Origin of the sequence: Vibrio sp. 5S239, from assembly GCF_041439575.1 — a bacterium.
In the GTDB taxonomy this organism is placed as follows: domain Bacteria; phylum Pseudomonadota; class Gammaproteobacteria; order Enterobacterales; family Vibrionaceae; genus Vibrio; species Vibrio kanaloae.
The window spans coordinates 250,051-265,921 of record NZ_JBGOOM010000002.1 but is presented as its reverse complement, the minus strand read 5'-3'; the positions used below and the strand labels follow the sequence as shown (position 1 = coordinate 265,921).

Annotated in this window: 12 protein-coding genes; 3 read left to right on the top strand and 9 right to left on the bottom strand. The window is 44.6% G+C overall.

Annotated features, from left to right (window positions below; translation table 11 throughout):
• Nucleotides 1-39: 39 nt before the first annotated feature.
• From ACED48_RS03260 to ACED48_RS03245, 4 genes are all read right to left on the bottom strand, one after another.
• Nucleotides 40-1,122 (bottom strand): J domain-containing protein, encoded by a 1,083-nt coding sequence (locus ACED48_RS03260; RefSeq protein ID WP_029626797.1) that lies wholly within the window; start codon nucleotides 1,120-1,122, stop codon nucleotides 40-42.
• A gap of 154 nt (nucleotides 1,123-1,276) precedes the next feature.
• The gene (locus ACED48_RS03255) at nucleotides 1,277-1,945 is read right to left on the bottom strand and encodes an OmpA family protein (protein ID WP_017055180.1); all 669 of its coding nucleotides are present in this window, start codon (nucleotides 1,943-1,945) and stop codon (nucleotides 1,277-1,279) included.
• A gap of 112 nt (nucleotides 1,946-2,057) precedes the next feature.
• Nucleotides 2,058-2,747, bottom strand: a complete 690-nt coding sequence (locus ACED48_RS03250) for a DUF2786 domain-containing protein (RefSeq protein WP_017055181.1) — start codon at nucleotides 2,745-2,747, stop codon at nucleotides 2,058-2,060.
• 203 nt (nucleotides 2,748-2,950) lie between these two features.
• Nucleotides 2,951-3,634 (bottom strand): DUF3334 family protein, encoded by a 684-nt coding sequence (locus ACED48_RS03245; protein WP_017055182.1) that lies wholly within the window; start codon nucleotides 3,632-3,634, stop codon nucleotides 2,951-2,953.
• Between the two features lie 220 nt (nucleotides 3,635-3,854).
• On the opposite strand from ACED48_RS03245, the gene ACED48_RS03240 reads away from it, so the two are divergent.
• The 3 genes from ACED48_RS03240 to ACED48_RS03230 all read left to right on the top strand — a co-directional run bounded on the left by ACED48_RS03240 (nucleotide 3,855) and on the right by ACED48_RS03230 (nucleotide 9,198).
• The gene (locus ACED48_RS03240; protein ID WP_017055183.1) at nucleotides 3,855-6,890 is read left to right on the top strand and encodes an FAD-binding and (Fe-S)-binding domain-containing protein; all 3,036 of its coding nucleotides are present in this window, start codon (nucleotides 3,855-3,857) and stop codon (nucleotides 6,888-6,890) included.
• A 66-nt stretch (nucleotides 6,891-6,956) separates the two neighbouring features.
• Entirely contained in the window at nucleotides 6,957-7,418 is a 462-nt protein-coding gene (locus ACED48_RS03235; RefSeq protein ID WP_017055184.1) for an isoprenylcysteine carboxylmethyltransferase family protein, read from the top strand.
• A 151-nt stretch (nucleotides 7,419-7,569) separates the two neighbouring features.
• Nucleotides 7,570-9,198 (top strand): trypsin-like serine protease, encoded by a 1,629-nt coding sequence (locus ACED48_RS03230; protein ID WP_029626799.1) that lies wholly within the window; start codon nucleotides 7,570-7,572, stop codon nucleotides 9,196-9,198.
• Between the two features lie 123 nt (nucleotides 9,199-9,321).
• Here the strand turns inward: ACED48_RS03230 and ACED48_RS03225 are convergent, their stop codons facing one another.
• The 5 genes from ACED48_RS03225 to hutI all read right to left on the bottom strand — a co-directional run bounded on the left by ACED48_RS03225 (nucleotide 9,322) and on the right by hutI (nucleotide 15,835).
• Complete coding sequence (locus ACED48_RS03225) at nucleotides 9,322-10,047, bottom strand: DUF3581 domain-containing protein (protein WP_017055186.1); 726 nt, start codon at nucleotides 10,045-10,047, stop codon at nucleotides 9,322-9,324.
• A gap of 217 nt (nucleotides 10,048-10,264) precedes the next feature.
• The gene (hutH, locus tag ACED48_RS03220) at nucleotides 10,265-11,797 is read right to left on the bottom strand and encodes a histidine ammonia-lyase (protein ID WP_017055187.1); all 1,533 of its coding nucleotides are present in this window, start codon (nucleotides 11,795-11,797) and stop codon (nucleotides 10,265-10,267) included.
• 14 nt (nucleotides 11,798-11,811) lie between these two features.
• Complete coding sequence (hutU, locus tag ACED48_RS03215; protein ID WP_017055188.1) at nucleotides 11,812-13,503, bottom strand: urocanate hydratase; 1,692 nt, start codon at nucleotides 13,501-13,503, stop codon at nucleotides 11,812-11,814.
• Nucleotides 13,504-13,551: 48 nt separating this feature from the next.
• Nucleotides 13,552-14,598, bottom strand: a complete 1,047-nt coding sequence (gene hutG, locus ACED48_RS03210) for a formimidoylglutamase (protein ID WP_017055189.1) — start codon at nucleotides 14,596-14,598, stop codon at nucleotides 13,552-13,554.
• Nucleotides 14,585-15,835 (bottom strand): imidazolonepropionase, encoded by a 1,251-nt coding sequence (gene hutI / locus ACED48_RS03205; RefSeq protein ID WP_017055190.1) that lies wholly within the window; start codon nucleotides 15,833-15,835, stop codon nucleotides 14,585-14,587. Before hutI ends, hutG begins: the two co-directional genes overlap by 14 nt.
• Nucleotides 15,836-15,871: the final 36 nt, after the last annotated feature.

Below are 15,871 nucleotides of genomic sequence, written 5' to 3'. Positions count from 1 at the left end.
TATTTGTGACTTTGTAAATTTGATAAGTGTGATTTTTTACTATTTTGTAACATTTTGTAGTAGGGTTTTTAGTGCATTGTTCAAGCGTTTCATTTCTTCGTCGCACCCGCTAGCGTCAGGATGGTATATTTTTGATAGTTGTTTGTATCTAGTTTTTACACTTCTCTGTTCAGGAATAGAGTTCGATGTATATCCGAATAAAGCGCAAGCCACTTGTATTTTTTGTATGTCCTTTGAATTTTTCTGTTTCTTTAGTTCAGTAAGCATCGCGTGCAGTTGTCTTTTTTGCTGCTTAATCGTCAGGTCCTTCGAGCTAAGCCGCGCTTCAAATGATTGTTGTTGCTGTCGCGAATCACCCGACTTTAGAGCTTGTCTTCTTCTTGAGATAACGAACGTCGCAATGATGCTGATAATTGAAATCAACACGGCTAAGGCTGTGCCAATCAGATAGTCTGAATACGTTTGGTTAGAACTGGAGAGGTTAGAGCGTGAGGCTTGGTTAGATTGTACTTGCTGAGATAACCCCTGACTGGTGTCTATTTCAGAGTCGATGCTGTCATTGAGCTTCTCAATCGAAGAAATCTGCTTTGCGCGTTGTTGGTTGAATTGTGCTTCCAGAACCCGGTTGTATCCATCTTGTGCGTCAGGATTGTCTGGTAAGGCTGCTTCATACCATATCAGTGCAGCATCTAATGGTTGGAGTTGTGCTTTCTCAAGTGAGGACTCGTAGAGTTTGGCGATCTCGATTGGCGCTCGTTGGTTACCTTGCAGCGCTGCTTTGATTAACCATTTCAGAGCAAGCTTGTTGCTTTGTTCTACGCCTGTACCTGCTAAGTACAACTCTCCCAATCTAAATTGCGCATCTGAATTGCCATTATCTGCTGATTGCGTATACCAATAAAATGCGTCGCTGGTGCTAAGAGGGAGGTCGATCCCCGACTCATAAGCTTGAGCTAACTGGTATTGAGAAACTGGATCTTGAGGTTGTGATTCTAGTAACAACTCACCACTCCTTTCAGCATAAACGAAATGTGTGATTGATAACTGTATAGTGGAAAAGATGAGGGCTAGAAATAGAGTTCTAAGAAATGACGACGGCAGCAAGTTGGATAAGGTAAGCAAAAGATAAGTCTCGTAAAAAGCCCAGAGTCGATAGTTCAATATGAATACATTTATGATTGTTGGTTAGTCGTATTACTTTGAATAAGTAACACGACTGACAAGCAACTATATAATGGTTAATTCAATAGATAAAGACGAGCTGGGCTTAATCGTGCTACTTAAGTGGCAAGATTTGAATTTCTACGCGACGGTTACAAGCACGACCTTGAGAGGTTTTGTTGTCACAAAGAGGGTAGCGCTCACCGTTACCACGAGCAATAGCACGACCTGCCGCTACATTTTGAGAGACCAAGAATGAACGAACGGATTCTGCGCGACGCTCGGAAAGTATTTGGTTAGTCGATTCACTGCCAGTGCTGTCAGTGTGACCTTCAATTACTAGGCTAGTGTCTGGGTATTCAACTAAGATGCGAGCGACGCCGCGCAGCGTGTTGTGAATGCTAGACTGCAAAGCGTAAGAACTGGAATCAAAACCGATGCCGTTCTCTAGACGGAGTAGAAGTTGGTTCTCACCTACACGCTGTACTTGAACTCCTGAGTTCATTAGCTCTTCACGAAGTGCGGCTTCTTGTTGGTCAAAGTAGTAACCAACACTTCCGCCAACGGCAGCTCCGCCTGCAGCACCAATTAAAGCCCGCTTGCGGCGATCTTTAGAATCGTCACCGGTAACAGCTCCCGCAACGGCTCCTGCGATAGCACCGATTAGGGCGCCTTGCGTTGCTGAGTTAGTCTCAGACTCGCCAGTTGTCGCGTTTTGACGTTGCGTTGCCTGACAACCTGTTAAGGCGACAGTAAGCGCCAGGGCTAGAGTGATTTTTTTCAACGTACTTTCTCCATTATGTACCTCTGTCAAACGAATGGATGTGAATGACAACCATAGTTCTGCAAATGCTATTGGTGTTTTTATCAATACGTTGAGGTAATGTAAAGCCGCTCTACGATTTAGTGATCTTTTTAGGTGTCTGAGCACCGGAAACTGGTCGATTTACAGACAATTTACGACCTTTCTTCAAGCCAACTTCATAATCTGCGGTGAGGTTTTTCATCGCTTCTCTCAGTTGTTGCTTAAAAGTTTCGCGGTCGATATTTTTGAATTCTTTATCAATGTAGTTATTGATCTTGTTGTTTGATTCATCGTCGGGGGTAATAGTAGGTAGCTTCTCAAGCGCTCCTTCAACCCAACCTGAAACAAACGAGTTCACACGACGTGTAACCTCTAATGACCCGGTTCCTGAGCCAGCGAAGCTATTTCTAAATTGGCCCGTGTGCTCATTCAGTTCTCGGTAAACAATATCAAACGCAAAAGCTGCGAAGATAGCGCGATCGGCTTCACCAATGAACTCAACACGCTTGAGGCCTTTGTGATTCAGTAACACGGCTTCAACACCAAATTTGGTGTTGATACCACGAATAACACGCAGCAGTGTAGAGCTGATATTTGCAGGTAACAGATGACTGGATTGAGTTTTTCCCATCTTGATAAATTCAATATCGTCTTTTTCGAGACCATATTTCAGCATCAAGCTGTGCGCCATTTTTATCGCATTGGCAGCTTCATTGACGTTCGCAGAATTTCCAAGCTCAAGACACTTGGCAATTTTCTTTAGGGCTTTTTTCTTATCCATCGACTACTTAATCATTACCGCAAATTTTTAAAAGTCCGACATTTTACATGTTTTGACAGGTAACAGAAAGTTAAAACTCACATATAAACCTATAGGTCTGGTTGTGAAGTAGAGGTAAAGTTGTTTTTGAAAAATAAAAACGCCATCAGCGTATTGATGGCGTTAGTGAGGTTATTTATCAGAACGACTAGGGCTTTGTGGAATTAGATCCCGAGTTCATCGAGTAGATCCGCTGCAGAATCGTTGCTTGAGCTTTGAGTGGATTTGTTTGCTCCTTGCATATTTTTCTGAGTAGTTTCAAGAATGCTATCTGGACATTCGTCCTCAGCGATTTCAAATTCTTCCAATTGGATGAATTCTGTCTTATCCATGGCTAATTCAAGATAGAAAATATTGTTCTTTTCGGTTGAGAAAGTTACACGGCGCGCTTGTGGACGATCTAGGTTGGTGTCTACAGAAAGGTTAACTTGCTTGTTAAGCGCCAGCATTTTAGGTTGGTTCTGCGTGATGTTAGTTTGCAGTTCTTTACGGATTTTATTCGTAAAGTCGCCGACTAATTGATTCATTAATTCTCCCAATACATCACCAACTTCGTCCGAAGTATGGAGAACAGCAAGTTCTTCTTCAGGCATCCCCATGTTACGCATATAATTGGCATAGATCTCTAATGCCGCTTTTGACGTAAAATTGATAACAACAAGACCGGAAAAACCACCGTCAAATAAGACGAAACAGCCGAAGTCAGGTTTCAAACTTGTTTTATTGATTTTTTGAACCATGGCTGAATAGGACACTTGAGAAGCCGTCGCTGAAGTGAGTACGCTGGAGACTGATTGGCATAGCTTAAGAAGAATATCTTCAGTTGTGACTGTTTTGTTTTTTTTCATTGTGATGTGCTCGTGAAGTGCCTTAAACAAAATGTTATTCAATATATTACTACTGAATTAAGACAAAAGTGACTATTTCTCTATTCTTGCACTGAGATTCTTATTTGAGCACCTTTTTATATGATCTTAATAGTAGTAAAGTGACGAAATTCAAAGAAAATTACTAAAATCTTAAATAACCCAATGCTGATAGGATCAGCGAAGTAGGGGCAGGAAGCAAATGTTACCAAGACTTCAACTCAATGCTGATGTCGACCCAGTAGTCGTACGCTTTTTAGATGATTTAAAAACAGTGGGCTTTACTGGCGACATTGAATCTCAATATTCTAGCCGTTTGGCCGTGGCGACTGATAACAGTGTCTATCAGCAATTGCCACAGGCTGTCATTCTTCCTAAGACAACGCACGACGTTGCATTGATCGGCAAAGTAGGTTCTAAATCCGCTTACGAACGAGTGACTTTTTCTCCTCGCGGCGGTGGTACTGGCACAAACGGACAGTCATTAACAAAAGGCGTGGTGGTTGACCTATCACGATATATGAATAAGGTTCTTGAGATTAACGAAAACGAAGGCTGGGTAAGAGTTCAGTCTGGCGTCGTTAAAGATCAATTGAACGATGCTGTGCGTCCCTACGGTTACTTTTTTTCTCCAGACCTTTCAACCAGTAACCGAGCAACTATAGGTGGCATGGTTAATACCGATGCCTCTGGCCAAGGGTCACTCAAGTACGGGAAAACCTCTGATCATGTGTTGTCGCTGCAAGCCGTGTTCGCAGATGGTTCATGTCTAGAATCTGATTTATCAAACGGCTTACCCGTTGAGGGTGAATTTGCTCACCATGCACTTGCGGTGACTGAGGCTGTTTGTCGTAAAAAACGTGCTCAAATCCTAAATAAATTCCCCCCGTTGAATCGCTTCTTAACAGGCTACGATCTAAAGAATGCAATCAATGAACAAGATGACAGCTTTGATCTGACTCGCGTTTTATGCGGTGCCGAAGGTTCACTCGCATTCATTACTGAAGCAAAACTAAATTTAACGCCAATTCCAAAAGCTCGAACACTGGTTAACGTGAAATACAACACGTTTGACTCTGCGTTGCGTAATGCGCCGTTCATGGTTGAAGCGAAAGCACTATCTGTTGAAACCGTTGATTCAAGAGTATTGAATCTTGCGAAGCAAGATATTGTTTGGCACACCGTGAGCGACCTGCTTATGGATGTGCCAAATAAAGAGATGCTTGGCATCAACATGGTTGAGTTTGCAGGTCAAGATGAAGCGGAAGTTGAACAACAAGTTCAAGCGCTGACCGCGCAACTTGAAACCATGGTAGAAACCGAAGAAGCGGGTGTGATTGGTTTCCAAGTGTGCAGCGACTTAGCGAGCATTGGCCGAATCTACAACATGCGTAAAAAAGCGGTGGGTCTATTAGGTGCAGCAAAAGGTCGAGCTAAGCCGGTCGCTTTTGCTGAAGATACCTGCGTACCACCGGAAAACTTGGCGGATTTTATCTCTGAATTTAGAGTGTTACTCGATTCAAAAGAGCTGAACTACGGCATGTTTGGTCACGTTGACGCGGGCGTACTGCACGTTCGCCCTGCTTTAGATTTGTGTGACCCGATGCAAGAAGCATTGATGCACGAAGTTTCTGATGAAGTGGTTAAGCTGGTGGCGAAATACGGCGGCTTAATGTGGGGTGAACACGGTAAAGGCTTTCGTTCTGAATATGGTCCTGACTTCTTTGGTGAAGAGCTGTTTACCGAATTAAGACGTGTTAAAGCCGCATTCGACCCACATAACAAGATGAATCCGGGCAAGATCTGTACGCCATTAGACAGTGATGCTGAATTGGTAAAAGTGACTGATACCAAACGTGGCTTTTATGATCGTCAGATTGACGTACAAGTTCGCGATAGCTTTAAGCAAGCGATGGAGTGTAACGGTAACGGTTTGTGTTTCAACTACGATACGAGCTCGCCAATGTGTCCTTCGATGAAAGTCACGGCAGACCGTCGTCACTCACCAAAAGGCCGTGCAGGCCTAGTGAGAGAATGGTTGCGTCAGCTGACGGAGCAAGGCGTCGATATTCTTGATTTAGAGCAAGAAGCGCTGAAGGACAATACTCCGGTTAAAACCATGGTGGAACGTGTTCGTAACACGATGAACAAACGCCATGAGTACGACTTCTCGCATGAAGTTCATGAAGCGATGAGCGGTTGTTTGGCGTGTAAAGCGTGTGCGAGTCAATGTCCGATTAAAGTCGATGTTCCAAGTTTCCGTTCTCGATTCTTAAACATCTACTACTCGCGTTACCAGCGCCCAGCAAAAGACTATTTAGTCGCCAATATTGAAACCATGCTGCCGCTGATGGCGAAAGCGCCAAAAGTAGTGAACGCAGCATTGGGTCAAAAGTGGATCCAAACGGCAACAGCTAAAACGGTCGGTTATGTTGATGCACCGCTGATGTCTGTGCCTACGCTAAAAAGTCGTCTGGCAAGTAAAGAGCTGCAACTCTTCGACCTACAGTATTTAGAAGGCTTGTCTTCTGAACATAAGAAACAGCATGTGCTCATCGTTCAAGACCCGTTTACTAGTTTTTATGATGCAGAAGTCGTTGAAGACTTCGTCACTCTGGCTCAGAAGCTTGGCAAAACACCGGTACTGCTGCCGTTTAAGCCAAATGGTAAAGCACTGCACATCAAAGGCTTCTTAAGTCGTTTTGCTCGTGAAGCCAAATCGACTTCGGATTTCTTGTCGATGGTGGCGGATATTGGTATTCCTTTGGTCGGTGTTGACCCTGCTCTTGTGCTTTGTTACCGCGATGAATACGTTGAGATCTTAGGTGATAAGCGCGGCGACTTTGATGTGCTTACTGTGCATGAATGGTTAATGCCATCGTTAGGTGAGTTCGAAGCGCGCTCAGCAAGTGAAGAAATGTGGTACTTGTTTGCTCACTGTACTGAGAAAACCAAAATGCCGAACGCTGAAAAAGAGTGGGGCGCTATCTTCAAACACTTTGGCGCTGCACTTACCAGCGTTCCTGTCGGTTGCTGTGGTATGGCGGGCACCTTCGGGCACGAAGTCGATAAGCTACAAATGTCGAAAGACATATACGGTCTAAGTTGGAAGCCAAGGATCCAAGACTTACCGAAAGAGCGTTGCTTAGTGACGGGGTATTCCTGCCGAAGCCAAGTGAAGCGTTTTGAGGGTGAGAAGCTTGCCCACCCATTACAAGCGCTCGCAAAAATTCTTTAATACATTTAGCCCAGCAATTGCTGGGCTTTTTCTAAACTAACAATGGAATTGTTAATAAGGAAAGCTATGAGATTTCTAGAGTTGAAAGTCCCACCGGTTGCTCTATTTATACTAGTATTCGTCGCGTCTTATTTTAGTGCTCAGCACCTGAGTGTAGGGGCAATAGTATTGCCTTATAAGATCATTGTTCTGGTGATCGGAATTGCACTGAGTGGCGTGGTCGGATTATCTGGTATATGGGAGTTTCGAAAGCAGGAAACCACCGTTAATCCGATCAAGGTCGAAACCGCCTCGGCAGTCGTGGACAGTGGTATTTTTGGTTACACGCGAAACCCGATGTATTTAGGGCTATTCATCCTACTGTTTTGCCTTGGCTATTTCTTCCAAAACCTGTTCAGTGTCTTACTCAGTTTTGTATTCGTAATCTACATGAACCAGTTCCAAATTAAGCCAGAAGAACGCGCTCTAGAGCAATTGTTCGGTGCGGAATATGTTGATTACAAACAAAAGGTTAGGCGCTGGATCTGATGTGGATTCAGATACAATTGACCATTTAGATAAGAATTATTATCGCTTGGTTGATCTACATCACAAATTAATATGATTTAGGTTTTATATTGATTTTTTATAAAATAGTCTGCGCCTCATTATTAAAATGGATAAAGGTTAGGTAATGAAAATTGTTGAGGCGAAGTGGTTGTCGCTAGGTGTCTGTGTAGTGAGTCTGTCTTCAATGTCGGTGTTGGCAGATGTTTCAGCTCGAATTATAAACGGTAAAGAAGCAACAAAAGGTAATTGGCCATTTATGGCAGCGCTAGTCTCAAGGAACGTGAACGCTTATGACGGTCAGTTTTGTGGTGCGAGCTTCATTGGTGAGCGCTATGTATTAACTGCTGCTCACTGTGTGGAAGCTAATGGTCGTGAAGATCTAGATGTGGTGATTGGCGTATCAAACCTTTCTTCATCTCAAGCTGCACAACATAGATACGCCGTTGATAATATTTATGTACATCAATATTACAACCCTGAAGTGATAGGCAGTGACATTGCTATTATTGAGCTAGTAGAAAAGCCGTCAGAGTCTGTGGTTAATCTCGTCGATGGTTATACTCGCGGCAACTTGAATGACGGCCAAATGCTAACGGTTATGGGGTGGGGTGATCAGGACGCATCCGATGTGTATTCATCGAAGAGTGAGTTGTATCAAGTCAATGTTCCCTTGGTTAACCAGTACCAATGCAATAGCGTTCCCTACTATGGTTACTCCTTTATTGGCAATGACGCATTCTGTGCGGGTTACAGTGATGGTGGTTATGACTCTTGTCAGGGAGACAGTGGTGGCCCAATAGTTGTGTCAACCAATGGAGTGTATGAACAACTGGGGATTGTAAGTTGGGGAGAAAAGTGCGCGCTGGCTGACGCTTACGGTGTTTATACTAATATTAGTTACTTTGATGATTGGATTGATGAGCAGAAAGTTGGGTTTAGCCACCGTCAAACTGAAATGCTAGGTGCAAGGTTATTGGCTCCTATTTCACATACCTTTGAATTCACAAATAAATCTGACCAAAATATTGCAGTGAACAGTGTTTATCCAATTTCCGGAGATGATACCGTTATAACAGACAATGGATGTAGCACCTTAACTGCAGGGCAAAGCTGTGAAGTTGTGGTAAGTTATAACCTAAATTCAATCGGTGAACATGAATTTGGTATTAACGTTAACACTAACTCACTATTAGGCACGGTGACTTCAACGGCTTCTGTTATAGGGGCGAGATCTGTAACGAATACTGTGAACTCTTATGTCAGCATACCAAACAGTGGCGTCTACAGCACACAAGCGTGGGGTACCGAAGGATCAACAATCGTCTCTCCATCAATAGGTAGCAGCGAATCGACAATGTTGGTTGTAGAGGGTATACCGACCGGGACAGTCTCTTTCGATGTGACGGTATCGTCTGAGTTGGATCATGATTACCTTGAGCTCTATATCAACGGTCAAGAATTCGATAAAGAATCAGGTCAGCTTTCTGGTTCAGTGAACCTGCCGATGGTTAGGGATTCCAACAACAGTCTTATGATTAAATATGTGAAAGATTGGTATGGCACTTACGGGGATGACAGAGTTACGATCAAAAACTTTGCTTATACCGACGAGATAAAGATATCTAAGTCTGAGGGCACGCAGAACGCAAAAAGCTCAGGCGGCGGCAGCGGTGGTTCACTGGCTTGGCAATGGTTACTCGTCCTTTTCGGTGGTTTGATTGTACGAAAATCATTTCCATCACTAAAGCTTAACGGATAACCATCGAAACTATGTGACTGATGGTTACGTACTAAAAAAGCCCAGCTTGAGGATATCAAGCTGGGCTTTATTGATCTTGTTCTAGAGCTTATTTACATCGAGCGGTGTGAATAAGGATGCTGATTAAGCAGCGGCTGCGAACTGAGCTAAAAACATCTCTTTACGCTCGTTGAAGCGGTTTACTAGGTCGTCTACAGAAGCTTGGTCGTATGGCTTAAGGCCACTTGCTACCATGCGTTTTACGCCTTTACCTACTACTTCACCGTTTTCTTTGAAATCGAAGTTCAGGGTTACGATGCCGCGTTTGCCTTCAACATCAAAAGTCGCACCAGAAAACTCAACTTCTGGGTTGGTTAGGTCTAGGCGAACAAATTCAACTTCCATGCTCTCATAAATCACAAGAGGGCGTTGGCAGTTGATCATCATTTGCTGTTCTTCCATTAGAGGCACCATGATGTGCGGGAAGTTCATGCCTGAAAACTTAACGTAGTTTGTTACCACGTGCTCGATGAATGCTTGATCGTGACTCTTTTCACCTTCACATGACATGTGGAGGTATTCTTTGCCTTTTTCATCAACTAATGAGCTTTCTCTTTCACATTTTTTATCAACACTTAGCGCAATACCATTACCAACCATGCCTGAAAAATCAAAACGCATTTTTTGGCTAATGCCTTCTTTTTGCAGAAGTACTGCAAACAAAAGATCACCAGGTACGCAAAAGCGTTTATTGTCTTCATCGTGAATTGGGTTGAAGTCAGCAGCTACTTTTTTTGCAAAGTGGCTAGCTTGTTCACGAGTGAATTGAAATTCATTGTCTTCAGTAGAAAAGTAAGGTGTCAGAAACATAGTATCGCTATTAGTCATCAAATCTGGTGTGGATTATAGCTAACTAACTTCTATCTAATGGTCTATCCAGTTAACTTTTCATAAATATCAATGGATTAGATGGAAATGTTGGATGGTATGTGACGATTTTGGGTGGAGGGTTTGTCTTGACTCAATGCAACAAGGGCTAATTAATAGCCCTTGTATATGTGACGTGTTATTGAGTTTTCAATAGCTCCTAGAAGCTACACAGAATACCTTCAGGCATTAGGTGGTTGTGTGCTGATAACTTTAATAATAGGTTTGCTTGTTCAATATCTGGTGAAAAGTAGCGGTCTTTGTCATAGAAGCTGACTTTTTCTCGAAGGATTTGTTTCGCTTCTTCTACACGAGGTGATGATAGGTTCGGCGCTCTGAAGTCTAGACCTTGTGCAGCGGCCAAGTATTCGACTGCCAATATGCCACGTGTGTTTTCAGCCATGTATCGAAGACGACGTCCCGCAAATGTTGCCATTGATACGTGATCTTCCTGGTTTGCCGAAGTCGGTAAACTGTCGATTGAAGCTGGGTGTGCAAGTGTTTTGTTTTCACTTGCCAGCGCAGCAGAGGTCACTTGAGCAATCATGAAACCTGAGTTCACACCACCATTATCAACTAAGAAAGGTGGCAGTTTACTTAATGCGCTATCGATAAGCAGTGCCATTCTTCGCTCTGAAAGGCTACCTATCTCTGCAATCGCAAGAGCGAGGTTATCCGCAGCCATTGCGACTGGTTCCGCATGGAAGTTGCCGCCTGAAATGATGTCGCCATCTTCAGCAAAAACCAGTGGGTTATCGGATACAGAGTTCGCTTCAACATTTAGGGTTTCCGCAGAGTTACGGATTTGTTGTAAACATGCCCCCATAACTTGGGGCTGACAGCGTAGTGAGTACGGGTCTTGAACTTTTTCACAGCTAGTATGTGACTCGCCAATCTCGCTATTTTGATCAAGCATATGACGGTAAGCCAGAGCTGCATCCATTTGGCCACGGTGACCACGAACACGATGGACTCTAGGGTCAAACGGACGACGGCTACCTAGTGCGGCTTCAACAGACATAGCACCACATACCGTTGCAGACGCGAACAAATCTTCCGCAGCGAATAGGCCTTCTAATGCGAATGCTGTGGACGCTTGAGTACCATTTAACAGAGCTAAACCTTCTTTAGGTGCTAGTGTTATTGGTTCTAGACCTGCGATTTTCATTGCTTCTAAGCCGGTGACTACCTTGCCGTTGTGTCGTGCTTGGCCTTCACCCAATAGCACTGTACTCATGTGCGCTAGTGGAGCAAGGTCACCAGAGGCACCTACTGAGCCTTTTTGTGGAACACAAGGATAAACTTGTGCATTCACTAGATCGATTAGAGCATTAATTACCTTCAGTCGAATACCTGAATAGCCACGAGACAAGCTATTAATTTTTAGTACCATCATCAAACGCACGGTTTCATCAGACATGAATTTGCCTATGCCAGCTGCATGAGAAAGTACGATACTTTTTTGTAGAACTTCCAGATCTTCAGGCGCAATTTTGGTGTTTGCCAACAAGCCAAAGCCTGTATTGATGCCATACACAGTGCGATCTTCTGCAATCACTTGCTCTACAACGCGTGTACTTGCTTCAATGTCAGGAATTGCTGCTGGATCGAGTGACAAGCTCACAGGGCTGCGACTCACTTTGCGAAGTTCAGGTAGGCCGAGCTGTCCTGGTTTAATTAATAAATTCAACATGTTTTCTCCAGACATTAAAGATGACGCAGTTCGTCGTTAAGCATAGGTAAATCAAGCTTTTGTTCTTTAGCACATTGCTTGGCTATATCGTAGCCTGCATCTGCATGACGCATAACACCGGTTGCCGGATCATTGTGAAGTACACGAGCAATACGTTGCGATGCATCTTCACTGCCGTCACAACAAATCACCATACCCGAGTGTTGTGAGAAGCCCATTCCAACACCACCACCGTGGTGCAGAGAAACCCAAGTTGCGCCGCCTGCTGTATTTAGCAGAGCATTTAGCAGAGGCCAATCTGATACAGCGTCTGATCCATCCATCATACCTTCTGTTTCACGGTTAGGACTTGCGACTGAACCTGAGTCTAGGTGGTCACGACCGATAACAACTGGTGCTTTCAGTTCGCCATTTTTAACCATTTCATTGAATGCTTGACCCAAACGTTCACGATCTTTTAAGCCAACCCAACAGATACGAGCTGGCAGACCTTGGAATTGGATGCGTTCACGTGCCATATCCAGCCAGTTGTGCAGATGTGGGTTATCGGGGATCAGTTCTTTTACTTTTTGGTCTGTTTTATAGATGTCTTCAGGGTCGCCAGAAAGGGCAGCCCAACGGAATGGGCCGATGCCTTCACAGAACAGAGGACGAATATACGCAGGAACGAAGCCTGGGAAATCAAATGCATTCTCGACACCTTCTTCCAGTGCCATTTGGCGAATGTTGTTACCGTAATCTACGGTCGCAGCACCGCGGTACTGAAGGTCTAGCATTGCTTGTACTTGAACAGCCATGGATTGTTTAGCTGCCTTCACGACTTTTGCTTCATCAATCAAACGTTCTTGTGCGGCTTTCTCCATCGTCCAACCTTGAGGCAAGTAGCCGTTCAGTGGATCGTGGGCAGAGGTTTGATCAGTAACCACATCGGGAGTGATATTGCGTTCAACCAGTTCTGGAAATACATCTGCCGCGTTACCTAATAGACCAACAGAAATAGGCGTGTCTGACTCTTTAATCATAGCCATTGCTTCATCTAAGCTGGTGGCTTTCTTGTCAACATAGCCAGTGCGTAGACGGTAATCGATTCGAGATTCATCACACTCAACCGCAATCATTGAGAAACCAGCCATTGTCGCAGCAAGAGGCTGAGCCCCCCCCATTCCGCCAAGACCGCCCGTTAGAACCCACTTACCATTTGCTTCGCCTTGGAAGTGCTTTTTCGCGATAGCAACAAACGTTTCATAAGTACCTTGAACAATGCCTTGTGAGCCAATGTAGATCCAGCTACCTGCTGTCATTTGTCCATACATCATCAAGCCTTCTTTATCGAGCTCGTTGAAGTGTTCCCAGTTTGCCCAATGTGGAACAAGGTTGGAGTTGGCAATCAGTACACGAGGTGCATTTTTGTGGGTCGGGAATACGCCTACAGGTTTCCCTGATTGAACAAGTAGAGTTTGGTCATCTTCTAGACGTTCTAATACTTCGACAATCTTGTCATAACATTTCCAATCACGAGCCGCACGGCCAATACCACCGTACACAACCAGAGCATGTGGGTGTTCTGCCACATCTGGATCTAGGTTGTTCATCAACATACGTAGTGGTGCTTCTGTTAACCAAGATTTAGCACGTAAAGCCGTACCATGCGGTGCGCGAATTTCGCGAGTCGTGTCGAGACGAGGGTCATTGTTGTGTTCCGTCATTCTGGAATTCCTTATGTTTCACGTTATATAGCTGTCGGTATAACTTGATTAGTTGTTGGCCATTGCATTGGCGATATCCCAACACAAACGAGCTGCCAAACGAGCGGTTTGGCCATCAATGTCATAGTCTGGGTTGTATTCCGCAATGTCCGCGATAATGAGTTTTTCACTGTGTTTGAAAATCTGTTCTAAAAAAGGAGCGAGTGCTTCATAGCTCACGCCTCTTGCCGCGGGTGCACTTACGCCCGGTGCTGTCGCTGCTGGGAATACGTCTAGGTCTATAGTGAGATAGAGGTAATCACACTCAGCGATGAATTTTTGTAACTTAACCAGTTGAGCGACTTGGTTTATTTGGGTCATGTTGCGGTCGTGTTCATACCAAACGCCCAGTTGGTCAGCTCTGTTAAACAGCGCTTTGGTATTGCTGGCTGCGCTCACACCAAGACAAGCGTAATGAAACGGCCACTGATACTTGTGGCAGTAATCACTGATCTGGTTAAAAGGCGTGCCTGAACTGGGTTTAACGTCGGCGATGTCGCTTTCGAATTCGCGAAGATCAAAGTGAGCATCAAAGTTAACGATGCCTATCTTAGGTTTGCATTCAGGCTGATCTTTGTGAAGGCGTTCAGCTTTATGTAAATGCTCAGCGAGACCTTGGAACGACGCCCAAGCCACTTCGTGACCACCGCCAAGGGTAATCACTTTGTTAGTTGATAGAGCATTGGCAATCACAGAAGCGCACTGTTTTTGGCTGACTTCTAATTGACCATCATTGCATTCAACATCGCCAAGATCAGCAATGTGTGTGTCGTTGTGCCAAGCCATATTCGCGAGAGCTTTGCGAATAAGATTAGGTGCTTGCTTTGCGCCCACTCGCCCTTTATTTCTTGCCACTCCAGCATCGCTGGCAAAGCCAACTAAGGCGATAGCATTCTTAGTCGGTTCGTTACTTAAATCACTATTTTGGATTTGGCTAGTGATGTGGTGAACACGCGTACCCATTGCACCATCTTCGAGATCATTACGTCCCGCCCACTCAAAGTTATGTACGGTTGTTGCGTTATATTGGGTGTTGTTGGACTTAGATTGAGTCATGGCACACCTCGCCATCAACGATGCGTTTATGCAGATGAGGAACACCGACTTGATAACTAAGGTCGGCTGGATGTTCGATATTCCAAATAGCTAAATCTGCGTCATAACCGATTTCGATTTTACCTTTGTTTTGTGAGTCGCCGATGGCGGAAGCAGCATGGCAAGTCACACCGCGCAGTGCCTCTTCAGGCGTTGTTCCAAATAACGTACAGCTCATGTTCATCATTAGTGTTAGGTCGGCAAAAGGGGAAGTGCCGGGGTTTAAGTCGGTAGCAATCGCCATAGGGATATTATGTTTACGTAGTAATGCAATTGGCGGCTGCTGGGTCTCTTTCAAGAAATAAAAAGCACCAGGTAGTAACGTCGCAGCAGTGCCTGATTCCGCCAGCGCTTTTACTCCGGCTTCATCAAGGTACTCAACATGGTCAACAGAGAGTGCGCCGTATTTTGCTGCAAGCGCACTGCCACCCATATTAGAAAGCTGTTCTGTGTGGCCTTTAATCGCGAGCCCATGCTCTTTGGCTGCTGCAAATACACGTTCGGTTTGTTCTAGGTTGAAGCCGATAGATTCGCAGAACACATCAACCGCATCGGCTAACCCTTGTTCTGCGGCTTTAGGAATGATCTCTTGGCAAACCAGATCGATATAACTATCCGGTTGTTCTTTATATTCGGGCGGCACAGCATGTGCTGCAAGGAGAGTGGTGGTGATCTTAATACGGCGATGATTTTCTAACGCTTTAGCTGCGCGTAACATTTTGAGTTCATCATCAAGCGTTAAACCGTAGCCCGATTTTACTTCGATGCTGGTTACGCCACTTCTTAGGAGACCATCGAGTCTAGGTAGCGCCATTTCAACCAGTTCAGACTCTTGTGCTGCGCGTGTTGCGGTGACTGTCGCCAGAATTCCGCCGCCTTGCTTGGCGATGTCGGTGTAAGACACACCATTCAAACGCTGCTCAAACTCGTTGGCGCGATTACCCGCAAATATGAGATGAGTGTGGCAATCAATTAACCCAGGTGTTACTAGCTTGTTCTTGCAATCATAGGTGATGTAACCCAAAGAACTATCAACACTGATTTGTTGTAACTCAGAAGCAAGCGCCTCGTTGTTTGAACAAGAGATGGACACGATCTTACCGTTTTCGATAACGATATCTTGAGGGGAAGAGGGCTGATAACCATCGGCTCCCGAGCTCATGGAGACCACTCGTGCGTTTTTGAGGATCAAATTCATAATCACCTAGATCTTTGCTGAACATTAAATGTATAT

Bases quoted from the DNA above. Each gene is read 5' to 3' on its own strand.
- ACED48_RS03250 (WP_017055181.1), bottom strand. From the start codon at position 2,747: ATGGATAAGAAAAAAGCCCTAAAGAAAATTGCCAAGTGTCTTGAGCTT.
- ACED48_RS03245 (WP_017055182.1), bottom strand. From the start codon at position 3,634: ATGAAAAAAAACAAAACAGTCACAACTGAAGATATTCTTCTTAAGCTA.
- ACED48_RS03240 (WP_017055183.1), top strand. From the start codon at position 3,855: ATGTTACCAAGACTTCAACTCAATGCTGATGTCGACCCAGTAGTCGTA.
- ACED48_RS03235 (WP_017055184.1), top strand. From the start codon at position 6,957: ATGAGATTTCTAGAGTTGAAAGTCCCACCGGTTGCTCTATTTATACTA.
- ACED48_RS03225 (WP_017055186.1), bottom strand. From the start codon at position 10,047: ATGTTTCTGACACCTTACTTTTCTACTGAAGACAATGAATTTCAATTC.
- hutH (WP_017055187.1), bottom strand. From the start codon at position 11,797: ATGTTGAATTTATTAATTAAACCAGGACAGCTCGGCCTACCTGAACTT.
- hutU (WP_017055188.1), bottom strand. From the start codon at position 13,503: ATGACGGAACACAACAATGACCCTCGTCTCGACACGACTCGCGAAATT.
- hutG (WP_017055189.1), bottom strand. From the start codon at position 14,598: ATGACTCAATCTAAGTCCAACAACACCCAATATAACGCAACAACCGTA.
- hutI (WP_017055190.1), bottom strand. From the start codon at position 15,835: ATGAATTTGATCCTCAAAAACGCACGAGTGGTCTCCATGAGCTCGGGA.